The organism is Massilia hydrophila, assembly GCF_020208145.1.
Lineage (GTDB): Bacteria > Pseudomonadota > Gammaproteobacteria > Burkholderiales > Burkholderiaceae_D > Telluria > Telluria hydrophila.
The window spans coordinates 87,728-111,829 of sequence record NZ_JAHYBX010000008.1; the positions used below are offsets into that span (position 1 = coordinate 87,728).

Annotated in this window: 28 protein-coding genes; 10 read left to right on the plus strand and 18 right to left on the minus strand. The window is 66.9% G+C overall.

Annotated elements, in window-relative coordinates; genetic code table 11:
• Nucleotides 1–63 precede the first annotated feature (63 nt).
• The 11 genes from lpxO to mltG all read right to left on the minus strand — a co-directional run bounded on the left by lpxO (nucleotide 64) and on the right by mltG (nucleotide 8,074).
• Nucleotides 64–963 carry a lipid A hydroxylase LpxO gene (gene lpxO, locus LE190_RS17220; RefSeq protein ID WP_225239859.1) on the minus strand — a complete coding sequence of 300 codons (900 nt, stop codon included), beginning with the start codon at nucleotides 961–963 and terminating at the stop codon, nucleotides 64–66.
• A 162-nt stretch (nucleotides 964–1,125) separates the two neighbouring features.
• Entirely contained in the window at nucleotides 1,126–1,353 is a 228-nt protein-coding gene (locus LE190_RS17225; RefSeq protein ID WP_225239860.1) for a DUF6139 family protein, read from the minus strand.
• Between the two features lie 128 nt (nucleotides 1,354–1,481).
• A complete protein-coding gene (locus LE190_RS17230) occupies nucleotides 1,482–1,682 on the minus strand; it encodes a hypothetical protein (RefSeq protein WP_225239861.1) in 201 nt (66 codons plus the stop codon).
• A 256-nt stretch (nucleotides 1,683–1,938) separates the two neighbouring features.
• Complete coding sequence (locus tag LE190_RS17235; RefSeq protein WP_224945991.1) at nucleotides 1,939–2,853, minus strand: class I SAM-dependent methyltransferase; 915 nt, start codon at nucleotides 2,851–2,853, stop codon at nucleotides 1,939–1,941.
• A 119-nt stretch (nucleotides 2,854–2,972) separates the two neighbouring features.
• On the minus strand, nucleotides 2,973–3,650 hold the full coding sequence (locus LE190_RS17240) for an ankyrin repeat domain-containing protein (RefSeq protein WP_225239862.1): 678 nt from the start codon (nucleotides 3,648–3,650) through the stop codon (nucleotides 2,973–2,975).
• A gap of 4 nt (nucleotides 3,651–3,654) precedes the next feature.
• On the minus strand, nucleotides 3,655–4,437 hold the full coding sequence (locus tag LE190_RS17245) for a TatD family hydrolase (RefSeq protein ID WP_225239863.1): 783 nt from the start codon (nucleotides 4,435–4,437) through the stop codon (nucleotides 3,655–3,657).
• Nucleotides 4,438–4,468: 31 nt separating this feature from the next.
• A complete protein-coding gene (locus LE190_RS17250; protein ID WP_225239864.1) occupies nucleotides 4,469–4,987 on the minus strand; it encodes a GNAT family N-acetyltransferase in 519 nt (172 codons plus the stop codon).
• Between the two features lie 43 nt (nucleotides 4,988–5,030).
• The gene (locus tag LE190_RS17255; protein WP_374041157.1) at nucleotides 5,031–5,399 is read right to left on the minus strand and encodes a PilZ domain-containing protein; all 369 of its coding nucleotides are present in this window, start codon (nucleotides 5,397–5,399) and stop codon (nucleotides 5,031–5,033) included.
• Nucleotides 5,400–5,418: 19 nt separating this feature from the next.
• Entirely contained in the window at nucleotides 5,419–6,447 is a 1,029-nt protein-coding gene (locus tag LE190_RS17260; protein WP_225239959.1) for a DNA polymerase III subunit delta', read from the minus strand.
• Nucleotides 6,448–6,449: 2 nt separating this feature from the next.
• Nucleotides 6,450–7,079, minus strand: a complete 630-nt coding sequence (gene tmk, locus LE190_RS17265; RefSeq protein ID WP_225239865.1) for a dTMP kinase — start codon at nucleotides 7,077–7,079, stop codon at nucleotides 6,450–6,452.
• On the minus strand, nucleotides 7,076–8,074 hold the full coding sequence (gene mltG, locus LE190_RS17270; protein WP_225239866.1) for an endolytic transglycosylase MltG: 999 nt from the start codon (nucleotides 8,072–8,074) through the stop codon (nucleotides 7,076–7,078). The genes tmk and mltG overlap by 4 nt, the downstream gene beginning before the upstream one ends.
• 110 nt (nucleotides 8,075–8,184) lie before the next feature.
• Between mltG and ygfZ the strand changes: the two genes are divergently transcribed.
• The 3 genes from ygfZ to LE190_RS17285 are packed head-to-tail and all read left to right on the plus strand — an operon-like array spanning nucleotide 8,185 to nucleotide 10,323.
• Nucleotides 8,185–9,279 (plus strand): CAF17-like 4Fe-4S cluster assembly/insertion protein YgfZ, encoded by a 1,095-nt coding sequence (gene ygfZ, locus LE190_RS17275; RefSeq protein WP_225239867.1) that lies wholly within the window; start codon nucleotides 8,185–8,187, stop codon nucleotides 9,277–9,279.
• Between the two features lie 12 nt (nucleotides 9,280–9,291).
• Nucleotides 9,292–9,570 (plus strand): DUF4936 family protein, encoded by a 279-nt coding sequence (locus LE190_RS17280; RefSeq protein WP_225239868.1) that lies wholly within the window; start codon nucleotides 9,292–9,294, stop codon nucleotides 9,568–9,570.
• A 3-nt stretch (nucleotides 9,571–9,573) separates the two neighbouring features.
• The gene (locus LE190_RS17285; protein ID WP_225239869.1) at nucleotides 9,574–10,323 is read left to right on the plus strand and encodes an NRDE family protein; all 750 of its coding nucleotides are present in this window, start codon (nucleotides 9,574–9,576) and stop codon (nucleotides 10,321–10,323) included.
• A gap of 27 nt (nucleotides 10,324–10,350) precedes the next feature.
• Here the strand turns inward: LE190_RS17285 and LE190_RS17290 are convergent, their stop codons facing one another.
• The 3 genes from LE190_RS17290 to LE190_RS17300 all read right to left on the minus strand — a co-directional run bounded on the left by LE190_RS17290 (nucleotide 10,351) and on the right by LE190_RS17300 (nucleotide 12,440).
• On the minus strand, nucleotides 10,351–11,262 hold the full coding sequence (locus LE190_RS17290) for an SDR family oxidoreductase (RefSeq protein WP_225239870.1): 912 nt from the start codon (nucleotides 11,260–11,262) through the stop codon (nucleotides 10,351–10,353).
• A 30-nt stretch (nucleotides 11,263–11,292) separates the two neighbouring features.
• The gene (locus tag LE190_RS17295; protein ID WP_225239871.1) at nucleotides 11,293–12,075 is read right to left on the minus strand and encodes an SDR family oxidoreductase; all 783 of its coding nucleotides are present in this window, start codon (nucleotides 12,073–12,075) and stop codon (nucleotides 11,293–11,295) included.
• A gap of 62 nt (nucleotides 12,076–12,137) precedes the next feature.
• Nucleotides 12,138–12,440 carry a Dabb family protein gene (locus LE190_RS17300; RefSeq protein ID WP_224946003.1) on the minus strand — a complete coding sequence of 101 codons (303 nt, stop codon included), beginning with the start codon at nucleotides 12,438–12,440 and terminating at the stop codon, nucleotides 12,138–12,140.
• 307 nt (nucleotides 12,441–12,747) lie between these two features.
• Between LE190_RS17300 and LE190_RS17305 the strand changes: the two genes are divergently transcribed.
• The gene (locus LE190_RS17305; protein ID WP_225239872.1) at nucleotides 12,748–14,448 is read left to right on the plus strand and encodes an MFS transporter; all 1,701 of its coding nucleotides are present in this window, start codon (nucleotides 12,748–12,750) and stop codon (nucleotides 14,446–14,448) included.
• A gap of 58 nt (nucleotides 14,449–14,506) precedes the next feature.
• Here the strand turns inward: LE190_RS17305 and LE190_RS17310 are convergent, their stop codons facing one another.
• The 3 genes from LE190_RS17310 to LE190_RS17320 form a co-directional block, all read right to left on the minus strand.
• The gene (locus LE190_RS17310; protein ID WP_225239873.1) at nucleotides 14,507–14,761 is read right to left on the minus strand and encodes a hypothetical protein; all 255 of its coding nucleotides are present in this window, start codon (nucleotides 14,759–14,761) and stop codon (nucleotides 14,507–14,509) included.
• A gap of 94 nt (nucleotides 14,762–14,855) precedes the next feature.
• Complete coding sequence (locus LE190_RS17315) at nucleotides 14,856–15,434, minus strand: DUF2939 domain-containing protein (RefSeq protein ID WP_225239874.1); 579 nt, start codon at nucleotides 15,432–15,434, stop codon at nucleotides 14,856–14,858.
• Nucleotides 15,431–17,518, minus strand: coding sequence for a 3-hydroxyacyl-CoA dehydrogenase NAD-binding domain-containing protein (locus tag LE190_RS17320; protein ID WP_225239875.1), 2,088 nt, complete (start codon nucleotides 17,516–17,518; stop codon nucleotides 15,431–15,433). The genes LE190_RS17315 and LE190_RS17320 overlap by 4 nt, the downstream gene beginning before the upstream one ends.
• A 156-nt stretch (nucleotides 17,519–17,674) precedes the next feature.
• On the opposite strand from LE190_RS17320, the gene LE190_RS17325 reads away from it, so the two are divergent.
• The gene (locus tag LE190_RS17325) at nucleotides 17,675–18,430 is read left to right on the plus strand and encodes a hypothetical protein (protein WP_225239876.1); all 756 of its coding nucleotides are present in this window, start codon (nucleotides 17,675–17,677) and stop codon (nucleotides 18,428–18,430) included.
• Nucleotides 18,431–18,648: 218 nt separating this feature from the next.
• Nucleotides 18,649–19,254: a PEP-CTERM sorting domain-containing protein gene (locus LE190_RS17330; RefSeq protein WP_225239877.1), complete on the plus strand. Its 606-nt coding sequence runs from the start codon at nucleotides 18,649–18,651 to the stop codon at nucleotides 19,252–19,254.
• 70 nt (nucleotides 19,255–19,324) lie between these two features.
• On the opposite strand, the gene LE190_RS17335 is transcribed toward LE190_RS17330, so the two are convergent.
• Nucleotides 19,325–20,989: a 3-(methylthio)propionyl-CoA ligase gene (locus LE190_RS17335; protein ID WP_307734721.1), complete on the minus strand. Its 1,665-nt coding sequence runs from the start codon at nucleotides 20,987–20,989 to the stop codon at nucleotides 19,325–19,327.
• Nucleotides 20,990–21,128: 139 nt separating this feature from the next.
• On the opposite strand from LE190_RS17335, the gene LE190_RS17340 reads away from it, so the two are divergent.
• The 4 genes from LE190_RS17340 to LE190_RS17355 are packed head-to-tail and all read left to right on the plus strand — an operon-like array spanning nucleotide 21,129 to nucleotide 24,000.
• Nucleotides 21,129–22,643, plus strand: a complete 1,515-nt coding sequence (locus tag LE190_RS17340; RefSeq protein ID WP_225239878.1) for a protein adenylyltransferase SelO — start codon at nucleotides 21,129–21,131, stop codon at nucleotides 22,641–22,643.
• Between the two features lie 19 nt (nucleotides 22,644–22,662).
• Nucleotides 22,663–23,079 carry a peptide-methionine (R)-S-oxide reductase MsrB gene (gene msrB / locus LE190_RS17345; protein WP_225239879.1) on the plus strand — a complete coding sequence of 139 codons (417 nt, stop codon included), beginning with the start codon at nucleotides 22,663–22,665 and terminating at the stop codon, nucleotides 23,077–23,079.
• A gap of 11 nt (nucleotides 23,080–23,090) precedes the next feature.
• Entirely contained in the window at nucleotides 23,091–23,732 is a 642-nt protein-coding gene (locus tag LE190_RS17350; protein WP_225239961.1) for a septation protein A, read from the plus strand.
• Nucleotides 23,722–24,000, plus strand: coding sequence for a BolA family protein (locus LE190_RS17355; RefSeq protein WP_225239880.1), 279 nt, complete (start codon nucleotides 23,722–23,724; stop codon nucleotides 23,998–24,000). The genes LE190_RS17350 and LE190_RS17355 overlap by 11 nt, the downstream gene beginning before the upstream one ends.
• The last annotated feature ends 102 nt before the right edge of the window (nucleotides 24,001–24,102 follow it).

Genomic DNA, 24,102 nt, shown 5'->3' on the forward strand with positions numbered 1-24,102 from the left:
AAAATCCCATTGTGCTGCAAATGCGTCACAGGCGGCACGCGCCTGGCGCGGCGCGGGGAGCGCCTAGATCCAGTAGATGAAGGCCGCCAGCGCCAGCACCAGGCCGACGCGGACCAGGTTGTAGACGCTGCGGTTCCAGGCCTTGAGGCGGCGCCGGTACTGCCCCATGTAGAAGGAAATGCGGAACAGCTTGCTTACCAGGCCGACCTGGTCGCCGGTCTCGTTGGGCGAGGCGGCGGCGGTCATCAGGGTGCGGCCCAGCCAGCGGTTGACCGCCCCCATCCAGCGGTAGCGCATCGGCCGCTCGACGTCGCAGAACAGGATCACGCGATCGCTCTCGCTGCCATTGATGGCCCAGTGAATATAGGTCTCGTCAAACACCACGCCCTGCCCGTCGCGCCAGCTATGGCGTTCGCCATCGACCTCGATGAAGCAGCGGTCGTCGTTCGGCGTGGCCAGGCCCAGGTGGTAGCGCATCGAGCCGGCGAAGGGATCGCGGTGCGGGTTCAGCTTGCCGCCCGGCGGCAGTTCGGCGAACATGGCCGCCTTCACCGAGGGAATCGACTGCAGCAGCGCATGGGTCTGCGGACACAGGCGCGCGGCCGAGGGATGGCTGGCGTCGTACCATTTCAGGTAGAAGCGCTTCCAGCCATTCTTGAAGAAGGAGTTGAAGCCGGCGTCGTCGTTCTGCTCGGCGGCCTTGATCTTCTTCAGCGCCAGCAGCTGCTCGGCTTCGGCGCGGATGATGGGCCAGTTTTCCTGCAGGCGCGCCAGTTCCGGGAATTCGCTCACCGGGATGAAGGGCGTGCTTGGCACCCGGGAAAACTTGTGCATGAAGATGTTGATCGGCGCCATGAACGACGAATGGTCGAAGATCTGGCGCCGGAACGGCAGGCGAACCCGGCCGCGGAAGTGGATATGCAGGATCGACAGGATATAGAACCCGACCACGAACCACTTCATTGCATCCTCCGCCATACTGGCTTGCCCGATAAGGGACGCAGGATACCATAACGACCGGCCGGCCGTACCGGGCAGGTCGCCATTCCGTGGGCCTCAATCGTGCCGGCAAAACCAGGGTCTTGCCGGCAGGGTGATCCGGCGCGCGGCCGGATTCAGGGAAACTCAGTGCTGGACCGAGGTGATCGCATACCCTTTTTCGCCGATCTGGCCGGCCACGTTGCGGATGTCGTAGTCGTCCAGCTGGTCGGCATCGTCGGCCACTTCGATGGCGCGGACCTCGATCTCCCAGTCGGTGTTGGTGGCTTCTTCGGGGATGTTGCGTGCTTCGGGTACTGCCAGGTAGGACAGCTTTCCGTCGGTTTCTGCTCTACGGTAAATATCCAGGCGCATAGTCGTTTCCTCAAAGTCAAAGCCTGCTTTCCCAATGAAAGCCGACAATTCCACAGTAGAAGATCCAGGCACTGTCGTCTGTTAACTGGGCCACGCAGACATGCACTCGGCAAGGGCCGCGCCGCCGCTCAGCGGCCGGGCGAGGCCCCGAGGATCCGGGCCGGCAGCATCACGATGGCGCGCAGCAGTTCGAACACGGCGTCGACACCGATGCCGAGCAGCCGGAACGGCAGCATCAGCAGCCAGACCAGCGGATACAGCACCAGGGCCAGCAGCGCGATCGGCCAGCACAGGAACAGCAGTAGCAACCATAGCAGGAAACCCAACATTGTTCTCGCTCCTTTGGAATGCCGTCACTGCCGGTGCGGCTTGACGGCGCAGGCTTACTGTAGGTTCCTGTTGCGCGGCAGACAATCCATCTGCGACGGACGGGGAAAATGGCGGGGCGAACGGAGGAAATGCGCGCCTGGATGGCACGGCTGGAGGGGGCCGGCATGCAGGCGCGCGGCGGGGCCGCCGCTGCGCCCGCTCCGGCTGGACCAGGGGCTGGCCGGGCTGGCGGGCCGGCCTTGCCGGCCCGGGAGATCAGGCGAACGCGGCCAGCTGTTCGTGGACACGCTGGTTGACGACCTGGGCCCGCAGCGAGGCCTGCAGCGACGGAATCGAGCCGCCTGCGCGGTACTGGAAGGCGATGTGCAGCAGGTCGCCCGCCTCCACCTTCAGCGGCTGGGCCAGCGGCAGGGTCATGTAATGGTTCAGCCAGTCGATCGTGGTGGCGCGCTCCTGCAGCACGGCCAGCACGTTCTTGGTAATGAAGCGCATCGCGTTCAGGGTACCGCTGCGTTCGGCCACGATCCCGCCTTCCCAGGAGAACACGCTGTCCACCTGCTGGCTGAAGTCGATCAGGCTGTACACGGCCGGCTGTCCCAGCTCGACGGTACCCGGATAGACGACCCCCGTTTCCTGGAACTGGACGATGGGTGCGTAGAAGCCCTCGAAATCGTATTCCTGTTCGATCGGCTGGGCCGCCATGATCACCGCTTCCGGCATGAACACCGGCAGCGGGCCGCCGAATTTTGCCAGGTAGCGGCGCTTGAAGGATTCGATCACCTCGACCTGCTTTTCGCGCAGCATGCCGACGTGGATCATCTCGCAGATCACCACGTCCACCGGTTCCGGCGGCAGGTAGTCGAAGGCGTCGGCATGGATCACCTCGACCTTGTGGCCGTTCGGATTCATCGCCAGGAACTTGCGCGCCTCGCGCACCATGTCCGGGTTGAACTCCACGCAGTACACCTTGGCGGCCTGCTGGGCCGCGAAGAAGGACAGCACGCCGGTGCCGCCGCCCAGTTCCAGCACCTTGGCGCCGGGGCGCACGGCGTAGTGGATCGCCGACTTGAAGCTGTGCATCCGGTTCTGGTCCATCAGCATGTTGTGATGGTAGTGCACTGGAATGAACTGCCCCAGGTAGCAGCTTTCGATTTCGCGTTCGTTCAGCATGGTGAGTCCTTGTCCTTCAGGGTCGTTGTACCGTGAAGCCATTATGGCCAAGGATGCATGCCATCCATGCGTGGAGCTGCGGGGTGTTTACCGCCCAGTTTTGAATGAACGTGGAAAACTCAGCGCCCCGACGCCGGAACGGCGGCGGAAATGGCGGCGGCGATGTCGGTGTGGCCGGCCCGTTCGGCGATCCGGGCTGCGCTCAAGCCCTCGGTGTTGCGCAGCCCCGACCTGGCGCCGGCTTCCAGCAGCAGGCGCACCATGCTTGGCTGGCCCTCGCGCGCCGCCATCATCAGCGGCGTATACGCGCCGCTGGCGCGCGGCGACAGGGCGTCGAGCCGGGCCCGGCGCGCGATCAGGAGGCGCGCGATGTCCTCGCTGCCGCTGGCCGCGGCATAGTGCAGCGGCGTCCAGCCCTCGCGGTCGGCCTTCGCGCCCCTGGCGAGCAGGGCTTCGGCGGCGCGCCGGTTGCCCTTGTAGGCCGCCATCATCAGTGCGGTGTTGCCGTTCATGGCCTGGGCTTCGAGGTCGATGCCGGGCAGGCGCAGCAGTGCGTCGAACACCCGCATCGACCCTTCGCGCACGGCCAGCACCAGGGCCGGCTCGCCGCCGAGCGGGTTGACGGTGTTCGGATCGACCTCGTTGCCGGCCAGCTCGCGTACCCCATCGACGTTGTCGAGCTGTACCGCGCGGAAGAAACTGGCCACCTGGGCGGGCGTCGCCGCGGCGGCCAGTCCGGCTTGCAGTGCGGCTGCCGCCAGGCAGGCGAGGAGAATGGCGCGGCGTGGGATCGTCATGGTCTCAAGCCCGGGCGGTCTGAAAAAGGTGGAAGAAATTCGCGCTGGTACGCTCGGCGACCTCGCGCAGCGACACGCCTTTCAGGTCGGCGATGAACTCGCCCACGTGGGCGACATAGCCGGGTTCGTTCATCCTGCCACGGAAGGGCACCGGCGCCAGGTAGGGCGAGTCGGTCTCGATCAGCATACGCTCGAGCGGCACGGCCTTCGCCACTTCCTGCAATTCCCTGGCGCTCTTGAAGGTGACGATGCCGGAGAAGGATATATAGAAGCCCTGCTCCATGGCGGCCTGCGCGACCTCGAGCGATTCAGTGAAGCAATGCATCACGCCGGCCACGCCGCCGGCGTCAAGGCCGGCGCCCTCTTCCCGCATGATGCGGATGGTATCGGCGGACGCGGAGCGGGTGTGGATGATCAGCGGCTTGCGCGTCTCGCGCGAGGCGCGGATATGGGTGCGGAAGCGCTCGCGCTGCCATTCGAGGTCGCCTTCCAGGCGATAATAGTCGAGGCCAGTCTCGCCGATGGCGACGACCTTCGGATGGTCCGCCAGCGCAACCAGCTGCTGCACGCTTGGCTCGGGGGTGTCTTCGTAGTCGGGGTGCACGCCGACCGAGGCGAAGATGTGCGGGTGCTGCTCGGCCAGGGCCAGCACCTGCGGGAAGTCCGGCAGGTCGACCGAGACGCACAGCGCGTGGGTCACCTTGTTCTCGGCCATCTTGGCCAGGATCTCGGGCATCCGGGCCGCCAGTTCCGGAAAATTGATGTGGCAGTGGGAATCGATGAACATGGCGGTATTGTACGCGAGGCCACGGCGGGGCTCAGGCCACCCGCTTGCCGAGAATCACCAGGTCGCGCTCGATCCCGTCCAGGTTCGCCACGCGCGGGAAATGCGCCCATTTCTCGAAGCCATACTTGCCGAACAGGGCCAGGCTAGGCGCGTTGTGGCCGAAGATGAAGCCCAGCAGGGTATGCACGGCCACCTGCGGCGCATGCGCGATCGCCAGTTCCAGGCAATAGCGCCCCAGGCCACGGCCGCGCGCGCCTTGCGCGATATAGATCGAGACCTCGGCCGTGCCGGAGTAGGCCGGGCGGCCGTAGAAATTCGAGTAGGACAGCCAGCCCAGCACTTCCGGCTGCGCGCGCCCGTCATCGGCGGCATGGATCACCCACAAGGGCCGGCGCTCCGGCGTGTGATCGGCGAACCACTGCTCGCGCGATGCGACCGTGATCGGCTCGGTGTCGGCCGTGACTTCGCGCGAAGCGACGGTGGAATTGTAGATGTCGACGATGACGGGCAGGTCGTCGCGGGTGGCGAGGCGGTGGACGTAGGACGGCATGGAAGAAAGAAAAGCGGAAACGGAAACGGAAACGGAAGCGACACTACAGGGTGTGGGTTGCGCGCGCCGAACGCAGCGCCGCGCCGAGGATTTCCTCGATGCGCAGCCTGGCCTTCTGCCCGGCTTCGTCCGCCGGGAAATGCACGCCGATGCCCTGCGCCTTGTTGTGGTTGGCGCCGGCCGGGGTGATCCAGGCCACCTTGCCGGCGATCGGGTATTTGTTCGGGTCGTCCATCAGCGACAGGATCAGGTAGATTTCGTCGCCGATCTTGTAGGGCTTGGTGGTGGGCACGAACATGCCGCCGTTCTTCAGGAAAGGCATGTAGGCCGCGTACAGCGCCGCCTTCTCCTTGATCGCCAGCGACAGCACGGACGGCCGCGGCGGCTGCGGGGCGCTCGGGTCGGCGGGCATGGGGTTCATCGACATCCTTTCAGGCACAGCACGAAGTGTACTCAAGCAACATATCTTCGACAAACAATTTTGCCGACAGGGGGTGGTCGGCCACCGCGCGCCGTTCGCCGGCCGCCTTGATCGCACGGTTCAGGCTGGCTACCGGCACGCGCGCGGCGAGCGCCGCCAGTTCCTTGCGATAGCGCGGATAGTAGCGCACCTGGCCCGACAGCTTGAGCGCGAACACATCGTACAGCCAGCGCTGCTGCCACGCCACCAGCGCCGGCAAGGAGGCTTTCGCCAGCTTCTCGGCCGTGCGCAGGGCGCCATCGACCGCGGGCCGGGCCAGGAACTGGAGCAGGGTGTCGAGCTCCTCGCGGCTGCCGGCTTCGGCCTCGGCCAGGGCGGCCAGCGGCGCCCCGCCCTGCTCGCGCAGCCAGCTGTCGGCGTCCTGCACGCCCTGCGCCGTGAGCCAGGCCAGCGCCTCCTCGTGCGAGGGCGTGGGCAGGGCGAACTTGCGGCAGCGCGACAGGATCGTCGGCAGCAGACGGTCCAGGCTGTTCGAGGCGAGCAGGAACACGGTGCCGGGCGGCGGCTCTTCGAGGGTCTTGAGGAGCGCGTTCGAGGCCGGCATGTTCAGGCTTTCGGCCGGATACAGCAGCACCACGCGCAGGCCCTGCCGGTGGGTGGAGATGTTCATGAAGTCGGACAGGGCCCGCACCTGCTCGATCTTGATCTCTTTCGAAGGCGCCTTGCCGGCCTTCCCCGATTTGCCGGCCGGGGCGGATTCCGCGCCGTCGTCGGCCTCGGCCGGGGGCTCGTCTTCCAGCGCTTCCGGGCGCACCCGGCGGTAGTCGGGATGGTTGTTCTGCGCGAACCAGCCGCAGGACACGCAGGCGCCGCAGGCGTGGCCGTCGGGCCGGCCGTTCTCGCACAGCAGGGCCTGGGCGAAGCTTTCCATGAAGCCGGCCTTGCCGACGCCGGCCGGACCGTGGAACAGGATGGCGTGCGGCAGGCGCGCGCGCATCTGCTGCAGGCGCGTCCAGGCGCCGGCCTGCCAGGGGTACATCGTCACAGCAGTTTCTCCAGCACGTGGCCGAGTTGCTCCTGGATCGCGGGAATGCTGCGGGTCGAGTCGACCACCACGATGCGTCCCGGATCCTGGGCCGCCCGGCGCAGGTATTCATTGCGGCATTTTTCGAAGAAGTCCGCCTCCTCGCGCTCGAACTTGTCGAGGCTGCGGGTGGCGTCCAGGCGTTCGCGCGCCACCGCCAGCGGCACGTCGAACAGCAGGGTCAGGTCGGGTTGCAGGCGCGGGTGCACCCAGGCCTCAAGCGCTTCCAGCTTGGCGCGGTCCAGGCCGCGGCCGCCGCTCTGGTAGGCGAAGCTGGCATCGGTGAAGCGGTCCGACAGCACCCAGTCGCCGCGCGCCAGCGCCGGCTCGATGACCTGGGCTAGGTGCTCGCGCCGGCTGGCGAACATCAGGAGGGCCTCGGTCTCAAGGTGCATCGTTTCATGCAGCAGCAATGCGCGCAGCTTTTCGCCGAGCGCCGTGCCGCCCGGCTCGCGGGTGGCGACCACGCGCTTGCCGCGTCCCGCCAGCCAATCGCGTACGAAGCCGATGTGGGTCGACTTGCCGGCGCCGTCGATGCCCTCGAAGGTGATGAACTTGCCTGTCAATTGCGTTGCGCCCCGCTTCATTGCCTGGTCCGGCGCTGGTACTGGTTCACGGCGCGGTTGTGGTCGTTCAGGTTGTCCGAGAACTGGCTGGTGCCGTCGCCCCGCGAGACGAAGTACAGGGCCTGGGTCTGGGCCGGCGCCAGTGCCGCCGCCAGCGACTGCACGCCGGGCAGCGAGATCGGGGTCGGCGGCAGCCCGGCCCGGGTATAGGTATTGTAGGGCGTATCCGTCTGCAGGTCCTTCTTGCGGATGTCGCCCGCGTAGCGCTCGCCCATGCCGTAGATCACGGCCGGATCGGTCTGCAGCATCATGCCGACCCGCAGGCGGTTGACGAACACGCCGGCGATCATGCCGCGCTCGCTTTTCTGGCCGGTTTCCTTCTCGATGATCGAGGCCATGGTCAAGGCTTCGTAGGGCGTCTTGTAGGGCAGGCTCGGGTCGCGCGTCTCCCAGGCGGCTTTCAGGTGCTCCAGCATGGCCTGGTGGGCCTGCCTGTAGATCGCCAGTTCCGACGAGCCCTTGGCGAACAGGTAGGTATCGGGGAAGAACAGGCCTTCGGGCTGGGTGTAGTCGGACGAGATCTTCTTCATCAGTTCTTCGTCCGACAGCTGCACGGTGTCGTGCCGCAGGCGCGGGTGGGCGGCCAGCGCGGCGCGCATCTGCCTGAAGGTCCAGCCTTCGACGATGGTCACGGCTTCCTGCGCGAACTCGCCGCGCACCAGCTGGCTCAGCAGGCGACGCGGCGACGTATTCGGCTTGAGCTCGTAGCTGCCCGCCTTGATCCGGCCGGCCTCGCCCGTCAGCCGCGCCAGGACGTTGAACAGCTGCGGATTGAGCGGCACGCCGGCCTTGGCCATCTGCTGCGCCGCAGCACCCACGCCGCTGCCGGGTTCGATCGTGAACGGGATCTCCGGCCCGGCCGTCGTCAGGGGACGCTTGGCCCAGTACGAGAAACCGGACCCCGCCACCACCACGACGATGACGCCGGTAACCAGGAGTTTTTTGATGAATGCCATAGATTGTTTTGGTTTGCGCCGTGGCTTTCCGCCCTTCCGGCGCGATTTTGCCGACATCTTTATAATGAGCCCGTAATGATAATGCTTAATCGCTCATACTAACCGGATTTATGCCTAACTGGACAGACACTCTCTCCGCGCTCGGCGCCCGCCTCCACATCGACGAGGCGACCACGGTCGAGGACTTCGGCCGGCCGCTCGCGGCCGCCGAACTGGCCGACGGGTTCGTGGCCGTCGTCACCGACCTCGGCATCATTGCCGCCGACGGTCCCGATGCCGCCAGTTTCCTGCACAGCCAGCTCACCAATGACGTCACCCACCTGGGCCGTCAACAGGCGCGCCTGGCCGGCTACTGCAGCCCGAAAGGCCGCCTACAGGCGAGCTTCCTGGTGTGGCGCGGCGCCGGCGCCGACGCCGGCACCGAGGTCGACACGATCTACCTGCAGCTGCCGCGCGCGCTCCAGGCGCCGCTGCAAAAGCGCCTGTCGATGTTCGTGCTGCGGGCCAAGGCAAAGCTGCGCGACGCCACCCGCGATGCCGCGTTCGCGGCCGTGCTCGGCCTCGGCGGCGCACGCGCCGAAGCCGCGCTGCGTCGCCACGTGCCCACCCTGCCGGACACGCCGTACGGCAAGGCCGAGGGTGCGGCCGGCACCGTGATCCGCCTGGCCGATGCGTTCGGCGCGCCGCGCTACCTGTGGCTAACGAGCGAGGAAACGGCCGCCGCGGCCCTGCCCACGCTGGCCGCCGCGCAGTCAGCGGGACTCGTGCTGGGCGGCAGCCAGGCCTGGCTGCTGGCGGCGATCCATGCCGGCGTGCCCGGCATTACCGCCGCGACCCAGGAGCAATTCGTGCCCCAGATGGTCAATTTCGAGCTGCTGGGTGGCGTGGACTTCAAGAAGGGCTGCTATCCGGGCCAGGAAATCGTCGCGCGCAGCCAGTACCTTGGCAAGCTCAAGCGCCGCACGGCGCTGGCCACGGTCGCCAGTCCGGCCGCCCGCGCCGGCGACGAAGTGTACTCGATGGCCGACCCTGGCCAGCCCTGCGGGATGGTGGTCAACGCCGCCGCGAACGGCCTGGGCGGCGCCGACCTGCTGGTCGAGCTGAAGCTGGGCGCGCTGGGCGAGGACGTACGCCACGGCGCCCCTGGCGGGCCGGCCCTGGCGTTCCAGCAGCTGCCCTACCACCTCGACCCGCTCGAGCTCTAGGGCCCGCCGCCGATGATCGACCTGTACGTCTACTACAAGGTGCGCGACGCCGACGCCGCCCACCTTGCACCCCGGGTGCGCGCCATGCAAGCGCAGCTGGGCTCGCCTGCACAGCTGAAGCGCCGCCCCGAAGCGCGCGCGGGCCTGCAGACCTGGATGGAGGTTTACCCGTCCGTACCAGCCGCGTTCGCCGGCGCCGTCGAGCAGGCGGCGCTGGAAGCCGGCCTGCACTCCTTCATCGACGGGCCGCGCCGGTCCGAAGTCTTCACGGATCTGCCCAGTTCCCTATAAACCATGTGCCTGATCGTTTTTGCCTGGCAAGTGCTGCCTGGCGTGCCCGTCATCGCCGCCGCCAACCGCGACGAATTCTACGACCGCCCGGCGGCCCCGGCCGCGCCCTGGCCGGACCATCCCCATGTCATCGCCGGCCGCGACCTGCAGGGCGGCGGCAGCTGGATGGGCGTGACGACCGTGGGTCCGAACGGCCCGCGCTTTGCCGCCCTCACGAATATCCGCGGTCCGGCCGAGCGCCGGCCGGATGCGCCCTCGCGCGGCGAGCTGGTGGCCGGCTTCCTCACCGGCAGCCTGGATGCGGCCGCCTACCTGGAGCAGGTGATCGCGCGCGGCGACGTCTACAACGGCTACAACCTGGTGCTGGGCGACCGCGATGCCCTGTACTGGTATTCGAACCGCGGCGCGGGCGATCCGCGCAACGGCCAGCCACTCGAGCCAGGCCGCATCTACGGCATCTCGAACGGCCTGCTGGACGCATCCTGGCCCAAGGTGCTACGCACGAAAGCGCAGTTCGCCAGCCTGCTGTGCCAGGGAGCGCCGGAAGACGCGTACTTCGAGATGCTGGCCGACACCACGCGCGCACCGGACCTGCGCCTGCCGGAAACCGGGATGCCGATCGAGGTCGAGCGCATGCTGTCCCCGGTCTGCATCGAGTCCGACGGCTACGGTACCCGTACCTCGACCGTGGTCAAGCTCTACCACGAGGGTGAGCCGGAACTGCACGAGCGCGTGCTCCAGCCCTGCCCTTGAGCGGGTGGCGGCACGGGCCCGGGTGCGTCACGCGCGCCGGGGCTTGAGCGCGGCTTTCAGCATGCCGGTCAATTCCGGCGTGGCGGCGTAGGGATCGGCCGGCTGCTTGCCCTGCACGATGGCGGCGAAGCGTTCCTCGGCCGTGCGCAGCGCCTGTGGATGGGAGTAGATGTAGAAGCGTCCGTCGCGGATCGCATCGAAGGTGATGCGCGCCACGTCCCCGGCCGTCACCTTGCCCGACTGCACCGCCTTCTCGGTCATCGCCTGGGCCGCCATCTGGCTGGCCGTGATGCCTTCCTCGCTGGCCAGGTCGTCCGGCCGGGTGCGGTGCGACCGGGCGATCCCGGTCGGCACGAAATAGGGGCACAGCACCGAGGCCCCGATCGGCGCCTCGACCAGCGCCAGGTCGTGGTACAGGGTTTCCGTGAGCGCCACCACCGCGTGCTTGGACACGTTATAGACCCCCATCGCCGGCGGCGCCAGCAGCCCGGCCATCGAGGCCGTGTTGACGATGTGGCCGGCATAGTCGGGGTCGCGCGCCGCGCACTCGAGCATGACCCGGGTGAACACCCGCACCCCATGGATCACGCCCCACAGGTTCACGCCCAGCACCCATTCCCAGTCCTGCTCCGAGTTTTCCCACACCAGGCCGCCGGAACCGACCCCGGCATTGTTGAACACCAGGTGAACGCTGCCGAAGCGGGCGATGGCGGAATCGGCCAGTTCCTGCACGTGCGCGCCCTTGCTGACATCGCATACCATGGCCAGCACCTCGGCCCCGCCATCCAGCAGTTCCTCGGCGGCCCCTTCCAGGGCCTTGGCCTGCACGTCGGCCAGCACCAGCTTCATGCCCAGGCCGGCGGCGGTGCTGGCGAATTCCCGTCCCAGGCCGCTGGCGGCCCCGGTGATGACGGCCACCTTGCCGTGAAAATCCTTCATGTCCTTTTCTCCTCCATGCCGTGCGCCGGCTCAGACACAGGATACGCCGCCGTCCACCGCCAGCGTCTGGCCCGTGATGTGCTTGCCCGCGTCGGAAGCGAACAGCACCACCGCGCCCTTCAGGTCCTCGTCGTCGCCCAGCCGGTTCAGGGGCGCGTCCTTGGCCAGGCTCTCGGCGCCGAAGGCGGCCAGCACACCCTTGGTCATCTTCGAGGGGAAGAAGCCGGGCGCGATCGAATTCACCGTGATGCCGTAGCGTCCCCATTCGCCAGCCAGCGCGCGCGTGAAGTTCACCACCGCGCCCTTCGAGGTGTTGTAGGCGATGGTCTGCATCGTGCCCGGCGGATTGCCGGCCAGCCCGGCGATCGACGAGATGCTGATGATACGCCCGTAGCGGCGCGGAATCATGGACAGCTTGCCCACCGCCTGGGTCACCAGGAAGATGCTGCGCACGTTCAGGTCCATCACCTTGTCCCAGGCTTCGAGCGGGTAGTCCTCGGCCGGCGCGCCCCAGCTGGCGCCGGCATTGTTGACCAGGATGTCGATCTGGCCGAGGCGCGCCATGGCCTCGGCGACGAAGGCTTGCACCTGGGCTTCGTCGGACAGGTCGGCGGCGATGCTCGACGCGTCGATGCCGCGCCCCTGCAGGTGGGCCACGGCGGCGTCGAGCTCGTCCTGCTTGCGGGCCGAGACGAGCACGCGCGCGCCCTGTTCGCCGAGCGCCTCGGCCATCTGCAGGCCGAGCCCGCGCGAGCCGCCGGTGACGACGGCGGTCTTGCCCTTGAGTGAGAAAAGTTCCTGGGTACTGCGCATGCTGGGTCTCCGTTGATGATCGGTTGCGTTGTTCCTTGTACGACCGGGCCTGTGCCTGCCGCTCAGACCTCGTAATCCATGCACTGGCGTTCGGCCCGCACCGCGCCGATGAAAGGCACGACCGCCTGATGGACCGGATGCCCGGCATAAGCCTGCAGGGCGGCCCGGTCCGCGAATTCCGAATACAGCACCACATCGTAGCTCGCCTCGAGCCCGGGCTGCGCCAGCATGACCTCGAACGCGAGCTGGCCCGGCACGAGCGCCGCGCAGGCATCGAGCCGGCGCTTCATTTCGCGCGCATTGGTGGCCTTGTCCGCGCCCTCGGCTTCGTCCTTGAGCTTCCACATCACGATATGCTTGATCATTCGTCTTCCTTTGTACATGAATAGGCCATCGCCACGCACAGGTCCGGCGGCGGACGGCCGGATCAGCATAGCATGCTTAAGTACGGTCGTTCGTAAAATAATGGCAATCCCGCATTCCGCAATGCAGCATCCGATTCCCTAGAGTGAAACGGTGCGCGGCGCGGCCTTATTGCCATTCCGTCAGCACGATTTTGTAAGCTTCGTGTAAGTTTCAAGTAATTATCGTGTAAGGAAAGCGGCACACACTCCGCGACAGCTGACCGACAATCAGCAATCCGGTGACACAAAAACTTATACGGAGACACACATGGCAATTACACCCGGCATGACCGCCGGAGGGAAAGCTGCACCTTCCTCCGCCGGACTTACCAAAGAAGAGCGCAAGGTCATCTTCGCTTCTTCCCTCGGCACCGTGTTCGAATGGTACGATTTCTACCTCTACGGCTCGCTCGCCGCCATCATCGCCAAGCAGTTCTTCATCGGCGACCCCACTACCACCTTCATTTTCGCCCTGATGGCCTTCGCCGCCGGCTTCATCGTGCGTCCCTTCGGCGCGCTGGTGTTCGGCCGGCTCGGCGACATGATCGGCCGCAAGTACACCTTCCTGATCACGATCCTGATCATGGGCGGCTCCACTTTCCTGGTCGGCCTGCTGCCCAGCCATGCGCAGATCGGGATCGCAGCGCCGATCATCCTGGTCACGCTGCGCGTGCTGCAGGGCCTGGCCCTGGGCGGCGAGTACGGCGGCGCAGCCACCTACGTGGCCGAGCACGCCCCGCATGGCAAGCGTGGCTACTTCACGTCCTTCATCCAGACCACGGCAACCCTGGGACTGTTCCTGTCGCTGCTGGTGATCCTGGGCACCCGCACCGTCGTTGGCGAGGAAGACTTCACGGCATGGGGCTGGCGCATTCCCTTCCTGGTGTCGGTGCTGCTGCTCGGTATCTCGGTCTGGATCCGGCTCTCGATGAACGAGTCGCCCGCCTTCGCCAAGATGAAGGCCGAAGGCAAGGCATCCAAGGCGCCGCTGTCGGAAGCCTTCCTGAACTGGAAGAACGGCAGGATCGCGCTGCTGGCCCTGGTCGGCCTCACCATGGGCCAGGCGGTCGTGTGGTATACCGGGCAGTTCTACGCCCTGTTCTTCCTGACCCAGACCCTCAAGATCGACGCGGCCACGGCCCACATCCTGATCGCCATCTCGCTACTGCTGGCCACGCCCTTCTTCATCGTGTTCGGCGCGCTGTCGGACCGGATCGGGCGCAAGTGGATCATCCTGGGCGGCTGCGTGATTGCGGCGGCCACCTATTTCCCGATCTTCAAGGCCATCACCCATTACGGCAACCCGGCGCTGGAGCAGGCCATCAACAACTCGCCGGTGGTGGTCGTGGCCGACCCCGCCTCCTGTCACTTCCAGGTCGACCCGAGCGGCACCCGCAAGTTCCCATCGTCCTGCGACATCGCCACCCGCATGCTGACCAACGCCTCGGTGAGCTACACGACGGTAGCGGCGCCGGCCGGCAGCGTGGCGCAAATCAAGGTGGGCGAGCAGGTGATCAACTCGTTCAACGCGACCCTGACGCCTGACGGCCTGGACTTCGTCGCCGCCGACAAGGCGCGCCAGACCGCGCTCAACAAGGATGTCGTGGCCACGCTGAAGACCGCCGGCTATCCGGACAAGGCCGACCCGGCCCAGGTCAACAAGCCGATGCTGGTGCTGCTGCTGTTCATCCTGGTGCTGTACGTGACCATGGTGTATGGCCCGATTGCGGCCATGCTGGTCGAGATGTTCCCGACCCGTATCCGCTACAGCTCGATGTCGCTGCCCTACCATATCGGCAACGGCTGGTTCGGCGGCCTGCTGCCGACCATCTCGTTCGCCCTCGTGGCGGCCAACGGCAACATCTACTATGGCCTGTGGTATCCGATCATCGTCGCCCTGGTGACGGTCGTGATCGGTGCGCTGTTCGTGCGCGAGACCAAGGACAACAACATCTACGCGGCCGACTGATTCGCCGCTGGTCAAGGAAGCATGCCGCTGGGAGCGCGAACCGCCCCGGCGGCATTTTTCATGGCTTCGCGCGCGGACGCCGTCCTGGTGCGCTATCGAGCAAGGGGCTCGACGGCCTGGCCACTAGCAGCGCCAGCCAGGCGAGGAAGGAGAAAGCGCGCGTAAAGCCGATGAGGCAGCAAAAGTACACGAGCCATTGCGCAAAACCGTCGGGCGAACCGATGCCCGCCGCGCGCAGGGTCCATAGGGTGCAGGCCACGCCGACCGCCCCCGACAGGGCTGCAAACCACCATTTCCGTTCCAGATTCGACATACTTGCCGCTCATGTTGTGATCGAGTCGACGATGCTAGCACGCGATGCCCACGGAAAAATCCGCATAAAACCACGCTCGCCGCCCGGAGGGCGCTTAATTCGTGCGCGGAAGCGCGATGCCGCCCAGTTTCCAGTCCCACAGGCCATGGCGGTGCAGGATGAAGGCGCCGCCATCGCGGTCCGCGCGTGCGATCGCCACGCGGTCCCAGCTCTGGTATGACAGGGCATAGCGTGCTTCCTGGCGCCCTGCGTCGGCCGGCTGCTCCGCTTCCCGGCCGGCATTGCGCCCGGAATGGCGGGCGACGCGCAGCTCGCCCGCCTCCAGCATGGCCAGCACGCCTGCCGGCGACACCGCCGCATCGACCACCGGGTCGATCACCGCCAGCGCCATCGCCTTGCCAAAGGCGGCGAAGGGATTGTCGCTTGCCGCTCCGGGCTGCGCCGGCCCTTCCATGCTGGCCACCACCTGCGCCTTGACGCTCGCGCGCAGCGCCGGGAAATCGACGAAGGCCGCTACCCGGGCCGCATCGCGCTGCGCGACCGCGCCCTGCAACTGGTGCAGGCGCCACCATGGACTGGCGTAGCTTGTCACGGCCAGCAGCAGCGCCGCCACGGCGACAGCGGTCAGGAGCCGCTTGCCGCCCTTGCGCTCACCCTTGCCGGCCGCGTTCATCCGGCAAAGCCCTTGCCTTCCTGCGCCAGGCGCTCCAGCAGGGGCGCGGGCAGCCAGGCTTCGCCATGGCGGCCCGCCGCGTAGCCGCGGATCGCCTCGAGCACCTTCGGCAGGCCGACCGTCTCGGCGTAGAACATCGGTCCGCCGCGGTGCAGCGGGAAGCCATAGCCGCTCAGGTAGACCATGTCGATGTCCGATGCGCGCAGCGCGATGCCTTCCTCCAGGATCTTCGCGCCCTCGTTCACCAGCGCGTAGACCAGGCGCTCGACGATCTCGCTGTTGGCAATCGGGCGGCGCACCAGGCCGAGCTCGGCGCTATGGCGCTCGACCATGTCCCTCACCCAGGCCGAGGGCTGGGCCTTGCGCTCGCCCGGCTGGTAGTCGTACCAGCCGGCCCCGGTCTTCTGGCCGAAGCGGCCCTGCTCGCACAGCAGGTCGGCGGTCTTCGAATAGGCGATGTGCGGCGACTCGACGGCGCGGCGCTTGCGGATGTACCAGCCGACGTCGTTGCCGGCCAGGTCGCTCATGCGGAACGGTCCCATCGCGAAGCCGAAGCCTTCCATGGCCGCATCGACCTGTTCCGGCAGCGCCCCTTCCTCGAGCAGGAAGAAGGCCTGGCGCAGGTACTGCTCGAGCATGCGGTTGCCGATGAAGCCGTCGCACACACCCGAAACCACGCCCAGCTTCTTGATCTTCTTGGACAGCGCCATGGCGGTGGCTAGCACATCCTTGCCGGTTTCCTTGCCGCGCACGATCTCGAGCAGGCGCATTACGTTGGCCGGGCTGAAGAAATGCAGGCCGATCACGTCCTGCGGGCGCCCCGTGAACGCGGCGATGCGGTCAAGGTCGAGGGTCGAGGTGTTCGAGGCAAGGATCGCGCCCTGCTTCATCACCGCGTCCAGCTGGCGGAACACGCTTTCCTTCACGCCCATGTCCTCGAACACGGCCTCGATCACGATGTCCGCCCCGGCGATGTCTTCATACGACAGGGTGCCGGTGATCAGGCCGATGCGCTGCTCGGCCTTGTCCTGGACCAGCTTGCCCTTCCTGACACTGTTCTCGTAGTTCTTGCGGATCGTGGCCAGGCCCTTGTCGAGCGCTTCCTGCGAAGTCTCCAGGACCGTCACGGGAATGCCGGCGTTGGCGAAGTTCATCGCGATGCCGCCGCCCATCGTGCCGGCGCCGACCACGGCTGCGCGCTCGATGCGGCGCACCGGCGTGTCGGCGGGGACGTCGGGCAGCTTGCTGGCGGCGCGCTCGGCCATGAAGGCATGGCGCAGGGCCTTCGATTCGGGGGTCTGCATCAGGTGCAGGAAGCGGGCACGCTCGAACGCCAGGCCTTCCTCGAACGGCAGGGTCGCCGACGCGGCCACCGTCTCGACGCACTCGAGTGGTGCGGGGAAGGCGCCGGACCTGGCCTTGACCGCGGCGCGCGCCGTGGCCAGGAAAGCGTCGCGGTCCGGGTGGCCGACCGCGCGCGCGCGCACTTTCGGCAGCGGACGCTGGGCCGCTACCTTGCCGGCGAAGGCGATGCTGGCCGCCAGAAGATCGGTGCCGGCCGCGAAGACCTCGTCGAACAAGGCGGTGCCGGCTAGCTTCTCGGACAGGACCGGAGTGCCCGTCACCACCATGTCGAGCGCCATTTCCAGGCCGACCACGCGCGGCAGGCGCTGGGTGCCGCCGGCGCCCGGCAGCAGGCCAAGCTTGACTTCCGGCAGCGCGATCTGCGCGCCCGGCAGTGCCACCCGGTAATGGCAGCCGAGCGCCAGTTCCAGTCCGCCGCCCATGCACACGCTATGGACCGCGGCCACCACCGGCTTGCTGCAGTCCTCGACCACGCGGATCAAGGTGTGCAGGGTGGGCTCGGTGAGTGCCTTTGGAGAATTGAACTCGCGGATATCGGCACCGCCCGAAAAGGCCTTGCCGGCGCCGGTCAGCACGATGGCCTCGATGCCGGGATCGGCCTCGGCGCGGCGGATCGCATCCACGGAGGCGCTGCGGGTTGCCAGGCCCAGCCCATTGACCGGCGGATTATTCAACGTAACTACGGCAACGCTGCCTTGGACGGTATAGTCGGCGCTCATGTCTCTTGTTTCTCCTTGTCAGTGGCCGGGTGCGGCCCGGATCGTTTCACTATACCAAAATTAAAAGAACGTTCGTATTATTCGCTGGCCCGCGCCGCTGCCGGCGCATGCCGCCCGTGTGCCACAATAGCGCCTTCATCCAGCACCGCTACCACCATGGACAAACTGATCGCCGCCCTGACCCGCCTGTACCTGATGCCGCAGGCCGCCACGCCGGAAGCGCTGGCGCAGCACTTCCAGGGCGTGCATCCGCTTGCCGTCCCGCTAGCGTCGGACGAGGGCGACACGCGCGCCATCGTAATCGACTTCCCGCCGCGTCGCGACGTCGGTCCCGGGCAGCACTGGACCGACCTGTGCGCGGTGGCAAACCGCCTGCAGGAAGCCTTCGGTTTTCCGGCACCGTCCGTGAGCATCAGCGGCGCCTCTTCGTTCCGGCTCTGGCTGTCGTTGGCGGAGTCCGTGCCGGTGGGCGATGCGCGCCGCCTGACGGCGCTGCTGCGCGAGAACCATTTTCCCGACCTGGCGCTGCAGGCGCTGGACGCGGTGGAACTACCGCCCTTCCTGAACCCGGCCAGCGGGAAGTGGGCCGCCTTCATCCATCCAGGCATGGGCGCCGCGTTCACGGAAGAGGCGGGCCTGGACATCCGTCCGCCTGCCGCCGCTCAGCTGGCGTTCCTGGAAGGTCTGGACAGCATCGGCAAGACTGCCTTCTTCGATGCGCTCGCCGCGATGAAGCAGGCCGACGCGGCGCCGGCGGCTGTGCAGCCGGCGCCAGCCTTGGCCACCGGGGACGCAGGCCTCCTGCTGAAGGACGCGACCCTGGAAGACATCGTGCGCCACCTGCACGCGCGCGGAATCGAGCCAAGCTTTCGCCATGTGCTGCCGCGTGGCGACCGGGAGCGCACTGCCTGAATCGCCGCTGGCTGAGGGCTGACCCGATCCGGTCGGCGCGCCAGCCGCCTGTCGAAGCAATTTACAGCGGCACCGGCAAGTCCCGGGCGGCTAGCGATAAACCCTTGTTATCAAAAGCGATTTTTTCTTGGGCCCGGAATTTGCATGCGCTTTCACAAGCGCTTGCTGCGACAAGATCCACTTGCCGTGGTTGAAAGGCGAAAAGGGAGGGCGATGCAATGAAGCAATCTCTGCTCAAGTATCTGGTGGCGGCCAGCCTGATGGCCTGTTCCGCCGTGTCACAGGCGGGTGTGATCTTCAGCGACGATTTCGATGCCTCGGCCGGAGGCCTGAACGTCGTTCCCACAGGATGGACAGTGACCGATGGCACGGTCGACGTGGTCGGGGGCGGGTTTTGCCTGGCAGGCCAGTGTGTCGACCTCGACGGTTCGACGCGTGATGCCGGCGTGCTCTCGCGCACCTTCACCCTCATGGGAGGCGTCGAGTATGTGCTGAGCTTCGACCTGTCGGGCAACCAGCGTGGCGGTACCGATGACGTCCTCGTCACCTTCGGCAGCGCCACGCGCCTCTTCGATGACCTGGCCTCGGGTTCGCCGTACACCGGGTATTCGCTGAGTTTCACGCCGGGCAGCGACGGCGAATACACGCTGTCCTTCGCCAACGCCGGTGGCGACAACATCGGCGCGGTCCTGGAGAACGTCGTCATCACGGCGCTCGACGGGGATCCGGGCGAAGTGCCCGAGCCGGCCAGCGTTGCACTGGCCGGACTGGGACTGGCCGCCTTGTACCTGACCCGCCGCAGACGGGCCACGCTGAACAGCTGAAAGGCATCCGGCGAGGACCCGCCTGCCGGCGGGTTCCCGCCTGCCCCGTCTTGCCTCCCTTTCTTACGGCTCAAGCCGTCGGCAGCCGGTGCCCCTGGTACGCCTCGCGCAACTTGTTCTTCTGGATCTTGCCGGTGCCGCCCACCGGAAGGGCGTCGGTGAACACGACGTCGTCCGGGATCCACCACTTGGCGACCTTGCCTTCGAAGAAGCCGAGCAGTTCTTCGCGCGCCAGCGCGGCGCCAGGCCGCTTGACCACCACCAGCAGCGGCCGCTCGTCCCATTTCGGGTGCGCCACGCCGATGCAGGCGGCCTGCAGCACCGCCGGATGCGACATCGCGATGTTCTCCAGGTCGATCGAGCCGATCCACTCGCCGCCGGACTTGATCACATCCTTGCTGCGGTCCGTGATCATGAGGTAGCCGTCCGGGTCGATGGTGGCCACGTCGCCGGTGGGAAACCAGCCATCCTGCAGGATGTCGCCGCCTTCGCCCCGGAAATACCCCGACACCACCCACGGGCCCTTCACCAGCAGGTGCCCATACGTGGCGCCGTCCCACGGCAGTTCGCTGCCGTCGTCGTCTACGATCTTCATGTCGACGCCGTAGATGGCGTGGCCCTGCTTGCGCAGCACGGCCCGCTGCTGCGCGGGCGGCAGCGCGGCATGCCTGCCGAGCAGGGTGCAGGCGGTGCCGAGCGGCGACATTTCCGTCATGCCCCAGGCATGCACGACTTCCACGTCCAGCTCGTCGATCAGGGTATCCATCATCGCCGGCGGGCAGGCCGAGCCGCCGATCACGGTGCGGCGGAAGGTGGAAAAGCGCAGGCCGTGCTGCATCACGTGGTTGATCAGCCCGAGCCAGACGGTTGGCACCCCGGCCGAGAAGGTGACGCCTTCCGCCTCGAACAGTTCGTACAGCGACTTGCCGTCCAGCGCCGGCCCCGGGAACACCAGCTTGGCCCCGGACAGCGGCACCGAGTACGGCAGGCCCCAGGCGTTGACATGGAACATCGGCACCACCGGCAGCACGGTGTCGCGCGCCGAGACGTTCAAGCCGTTCGGCATCGCCGAGGCATAGGCGTGCAGCACGGTCGAGCGGTGCGAGTACAAGGCCCCCTTCGGGTTGCCGGTCGTGCCCGAGGTATAGCACAGCGCGGCCGCGCAGCGCTCGTCGAACTGCGGCCAGGCATAGCCGGGGTCGCCGCTCTCGAGCAGGTCCTCGTAGCACATCAGGCCCGGTATCGCGCCGTCGGCCGGCATGGCGGCGCGCCCGCACAGCGCGACAAAGCCCTTGACCGTCTTGCAGTGGCGCGCCATCGCCTCGATCGCCGGCAGGAAGCTCAGGTCGAAGAACAGGTACCGGCCCTCGGCATGGTTGATGATGTAGGCGATCTGTTCCGGATGCAGGCGCGGATTAATCGTGTGCAGCACTGCGCCCGACCCCGACACCGCATAGTACAGCTCCATGTGGCGGTAGCCGTTCCAGGCCAGGGTCGCGACCCGGTCGCCCATCGCCACCCCCAGCCCCTGCAGGGCGCTCGCCAGGCGGCGCGCCCGGGCCTCGCAGTCGCGGTAGGTGTAGCGGTGGATGTCGCCCTCGACGCGGCGCGAGACGATTTCGCTGGCGCCATGGTGGCGGGCGGCGAACTCCAGGATGCCTGAAACCAGCAGCGGCTGGTCCATCATCTGGCCCATCAATGGGCTGGCGGGAAGGGCGTGTGGGCTGGCGCTCATCGGGACTCCTGGAATGGCTGACAGAAGCAGTCTCATCCGCCGCTTGACCTTACGTCAATGCAATTCGATGCGGCGGCGCAGCAAGGCGCGCCGCAGGCGTGCGCCGAAGGAAGCGGCCCGGTACGGTAGAATCCTGCCCATGCCACCCGCATGTCCGATCCACGACCGCCCGCGCGAAGGAGCCGCCATCACTGCCGACGAACTCCCCTTCAGCAATTCCTTTGCCGAATTGCCGCCAGCCTTCTATACCCGGCTGATGCCGACTCCCCTGCCCGCGCCCTATTTCATCGCGGCCAGCGCAGACGCTGCCGCGCTCGTCGGGCTCGATGCCCAGACCCTGGCGCAGGACGATTTCCTTGCCCTGTTCACCGGCAACCGGGTCGCGCCGCGCTCCCAGCCGCTGTCGGCCGTGTACTCGGGCCACCAGTTCGGGGTCTGGGCCGGCCAGCTGGGCGACGGGCGCGCGATCCTGCTCGGCGAGCTGCCCGGTCCCCAGGGCCCGATGGAGCTGCAGCTCAAGGGGGCCGGCCTGACGCCCTATTCGCGCATGGGCGATGGACGCGCCGTGCTGCGCTCCTCGATCCGCGAATTCCTGTGCTCCGAGGCCATGGCCGCGCTCGGCATTCCGACGACCCGGGCGCTGACCATCACCGGCTCGCACCAGCGCGTGATGCGCGAGTCGGTCGAGACCGCCGCCGTGGTGACCCGTATGGCGCCCAGTTTCGTGCGTTTCGGGTCGTTCGAACATTGGCACTACCGCAACAAGCAGGATGAGCTGCGCCTGCTGGCGGACCACGTCATCCAGCACTGGTATCCGGAACTGGCGGGCGCCGCCAACCCCTACAAGGCATTCCTGGCCGAGGTCACGCGCCGCACGGCGGTCATGATCGCGCACTGGCAGGCGGTCGGTTTCATGCATGGCGTGATGAATACCGACAACATGTCGATCCTGGGCCTGACGCTGGACTACGGGCCCTTCGGCTTCATGGAAGCCTTCGATGCCCAGCACATCTGCAACCATACCGACCAGGGTGGCCGCTATTCCTACGCCAACCAGGTGCCGGTCGGCCACTGGAACTGCTATGCGCTCGGCAATGCCCTGCTGCCCCTGATCGGCACGCCGGAGGATGCCGAGGAAGCGCTGGACGTCTACCGTCCGGCCTTCGGCGCCAGGCTCGACGAACTGCTGCATGCGAAGCTCGGCCTGTTCGACACGCGCGAGGACGATGGCGCACTGTTCGACGCCACCTTCGGGCTGCTGCAGGCCAATCATGCCGACTTCACCCTGTTCTTCCGGCGCCTGGGCGAGCTGCGGCTGGAAGGCGGCCCGGACGGGGACGCCCCGCTGCGTGACCTGTTCATCGACCGCGCCGCCTTCGACGCCTGGGCCGCCCGCTACCGCGCGCGCCTGCGCGCCGAGCACAGCGTGGATGAGCGGCGCCGCGCCGCCATGCACCGCACCAATCCGAAATACGTGCTGCGCAACTACCTGGCGCAGAACGCCATCGAGCAGGCCCAGAACGGCGACTACGCCGAAGTGCGCAAGCTACTCGCCATTCTCGAGCGGCCTTTCGACGAACAGCCGGAACACGACACCTATGCGGCCCTGCCGCCCGACTGGGCAGCCCACCTGGAAGTGAGCTGCTCTTCCTGACGACACCAGCGAGAACGACATGAACGACGACTCCAGCAAGGACACCCAACGCGTAAGCAAGAGCGATGCCGAATGGCGCGCCCAGCTCGACCCGATGCAATACCAGGTGACGCGCCACGCCGCCACCGAGCGCGCCTTCACCGGCAAATACTGGGACCACCACGAGCACGGCATCTACCATTGCGTCTGCTGCGGCACGGCGCTGTTCGAATCGGATGCCAAGTTCGAGTCCGGCTGCGGCTGGCCCAGCTATTTCCGCGCCCTCGACCCGGCCAATGTCATCGAGAAGGAAGACCGCAGCCACGGCATGCTGCGCACCGAGATCATCTGCGCCGTATGCGACGCCCACCTGGGCCACGTGTTCCCCGACGGCCCGCCACCGACCGGCCTGCGCTACTGCATCAATTCGGCCGCGCTGCGCTTCGAACCTCTCTAAGACTAGCCATGATCAAGTTCTTGTTCGACATGTTGCCGGTGATCCTGTTCTTCGGCATTTACAAATACGGCGAAAGCCACCAGGACTGGGCCCACGGCCTGGTCGGCGACTATCTCGGCTTCCTGATCTCGGGCGGCTCGGTGCCGGCCAGCCAGGCCCCGATCCTGCTGGCCACCGCGGTGACGATCGTGGCCACGGTGCTGCAGATCGCCTACCTCTTGCTGCGCCGCCGGAAGGTGGATGGCATGCTCTGGCTGTCGCTGGGCGTGGTGGTGGTGGCTGGCGGCGCCACGATCTACTTCCATGACGACACCTTCATCAAATGGAAACCGACCATCCTGTACTGGGCCTTCGGCGCCGCCCTGCTGCTGGCGCACCTGCTTTACCGCAAGAACCTGATGCGCTCGGCGCTGGGCAGCGCCATGCGCCTGCCGGACGCGGTCTGGACGCGCGTGCTGTACGCCTGGATCGCCTTCTTCGCCGGCCTGGGCCTGCTGAACCTTCTGATGGCCTTCGTGGTCTTCCGCAGCGATACCGGGGCCTGGGTCAGCTTCAAGCTGTTCGGCATCACCGGGCTGCTGTTCGCCTTCATCATCATCCAATCGCTGTTCCTGTCCAAACACATCCAGGAGGACATCCAAAATGGAAGCTAGCCGTACCGAACGCCTGCGCGAACGCCTGCAGGCCGAACTGAACCCCTCCGTGCTCGAGATCACGGACGACTCGCACCTGCATGCGGGCCACGCCGGCGCCGCCGGCGGCGGCAGCCACTACAGCGTGAAAATCGTGTCCGACAAGTTCCAGGGGCTCACGCTGGTCATGCGTCATCGTCTTGTGTATGATGCCGTTCACGAAATGATCAACAAGGCGGAAATCCATGCGCTGGCCATCACGGCCCTCGCCCCCGCCGAACAGGGTTGAACAACGGTCGGCTTCAGCCAGTTTTAAGAATTGGGGCCGACAATCGGTAACGCGAAGTACCAGAATCACCAGTACAAATAATCAACGAATCTCGTCCAAGCT

Excerpts from the sequence above, each read along its gene's own strand:
- LE190_RS17230 (WP_225239861.1), bottom strand. The coding sequence starts at position 1,682 with ATGTTGGGTTTCCTGCTATGGTTGCTACTGCTGTTCCTGTGCTGGCCG.
- mltG (WP_225239866.1), bottom strand. The coding sequence starts at position 8,074 with ATGGCATTCATCAAAAAACTCCTGGTTACCGGCGTCATCGTCGTGGTG.
- msrB (WP_225239879.1), top strand. The coding sequence starts at position 22,663 with ATGAACGACGACTCCAGCAAGGACACCCAACGCGTAAGCAAGAGCGAT.
- LE190_RS17295 (WP_225239871.1), bottom strand. The coding sequence starts at position 12,075 with ATGCGCAGTACCCAGGAACTTTTCTCACTCAAGGGCAAGACCGCCGTC.
- LE190_RS17240 (WP_225239862.1), bottom strand. The coding sequence starts at position 3,650 with ATGACGATCCCACGCCGCGCCATTCTCCTCGCCTGCCTGGCGGCAGCC.
- tmk (WP_225239865.1), bottom strand. The coding sequence starts at position 7,079 with ATGAAGCGGGGCGCAACGCAATTGACAGGCAAGTTCATCACCTTCGAG.
- LE190_RS17245 (WP_225239863.1), bottom strand. The coding sequence starts at position 4,437 with ATGTTCATCGATTCCCACTGCCACATCAATTTTCCGGAACTGGCGGCC.
- LE190_RS17235 (WP_224945991.1), bottom strand. The coding sequence starts at position 2,853 with ATGCTGAACGAACGCGAAATCGAAAGCTGCTACCTGGGGCAGTTCATT.
- LE190_RS17315 (WP_225239874.1), bottom strand. The coding sequence starts at position 15,434 with ATGAACGCGGCCGGCAAGGGTGAGCGCAAGGGCGGCAAGCGGCTCCTG.
- LE190_RS17285 (WP_225239869.1), top strand. The coding sequence starts at position 9,574 with ATGTGCCTGATCGTTTTTGCCTGGCAAGTGCTGCCTGGCGTGCCCGTC.
- LE190_RS17310 (WP_225239873.1), bottom strand. The coding sequence starts at position 14,761 with ATGTCGAATCTGGAACGGAAATGGTGGTTTGCAGCCCTGTCGGGGGCG.
- LE190_RS17325 (WP_225239876.1), top strand. The coding sequence starts at position 17,675 with ATGGACAAACTGATCGCCGCCCTGACCCGCCTGTACCTGATGCCGCAG.
- ygfZ (WP_225239867.1), top strand. The coding sequence starts at position 8,185 with ATGCCTAACTGGACAGACACTCTCTCCGCGCTCGGCGCCCGCCTCCAC.
- LE190_RS17300 (WP_224946003.1), bottom strand. The coding sequence starts at position 12,440 with ATGATCAAGCATATCGTGATGTGGAAGCTCAAGGACGAAGCCGAGGGC.
- LE190_RS17260 (WP_225239959.1), bottom strand. The coding sequence starts at position 6,447 with ATGTACCCCTGGCAGGCCGGCGCCTGGACGCGCCTGCAGCAGATGCGC.
- LE190_RS17340 (WP_225239878.1), top strand. The coding sequence starts at position 21,129 with ATGCCACCCGCATGTCCGATCCACGACCGCCCGCGCGAAGGAGCCGCC.
- LE190_RS17355 (WP_225239880.1), top strand. The coding sequence starts at position 23,722 with ATGGAAGCTAGCCGTACCGAACGCCTGCGCGAACGCCTGCAGGCCGAA.
- lpxO (WP_225239859.1), bottom strand. The coding sequence starts at position 963 with ATGAAGTGGTTCGTGGTCGGGTTCTATATCCTGTCGATCCTGCATATC.
- LE190_RS17280 (WP_225239868.1), top strand. The coding sequence starts at position 9,292 with ATGATCGACCTGTACGTCTACTACAAGGTGCGCGACGCCGACGCCGCC.
- LE190_RS17290 (WP_225239870.1), bottom strand. The coding sequence starts at position 11,262 with ATGAAGGATTTTCACGGCAAGGTGGCCGTCATCACCGGGGCCGCCAGC.
- LE190_RS17225 (WP_225239860.1), bottom strand. The coding sequence starts at position 1,353 with ATGCGCCTGGATATTTACCGTAGAGCAGAAACCGACGGAAAGCTGTCC.
- LE190_RS17305 (WP_225239872.1), top strand. The coding sequence starts at position 12,748 with ATGGCAATTACACCCGGCATGACCGCCGGAGGGAAAGCTGCACCTTCC.
- LE190_RS17250 (WP_225239864.1), bottom strand. The coding sequence starts at position 4,987 with ATGCCGTCCTACGTCCACCGCCTCGCCACCCGCGACGACCTGCCCGTC.
- LE190_RS17335 (WP_307734721.1), bottom strand. The coding sequence starts at position 20,989 with ATGAGCGCCAGCCCACACGCCCTTCCCGCCAGCCCATTGATGGGCCAG.
- LE190_RS17255 (WP_374041157.1), bottom strand. The coding sequence starts at position 5,399 with ATGCCCGCCGACCCGAGCGCCCCGCAGCCGCCGCGGCCGTCCGTGCTG.
- LE190_RS17330 (WP_225239877.1), top strand. The coding sequence starts at position 18,649 with ATGAAGCAATCTCTGCTCAAGTATCTGGTGGCGGCCAGCCTGATGGCC.
- LE190_RS17320 (WP_225239875.1), bottom strand. The coding sequence starts at position 17,518 with ATGAGCGCCGACTATACCGTCCAAGGCAGCGTTGCCGTAGTTACGTTG.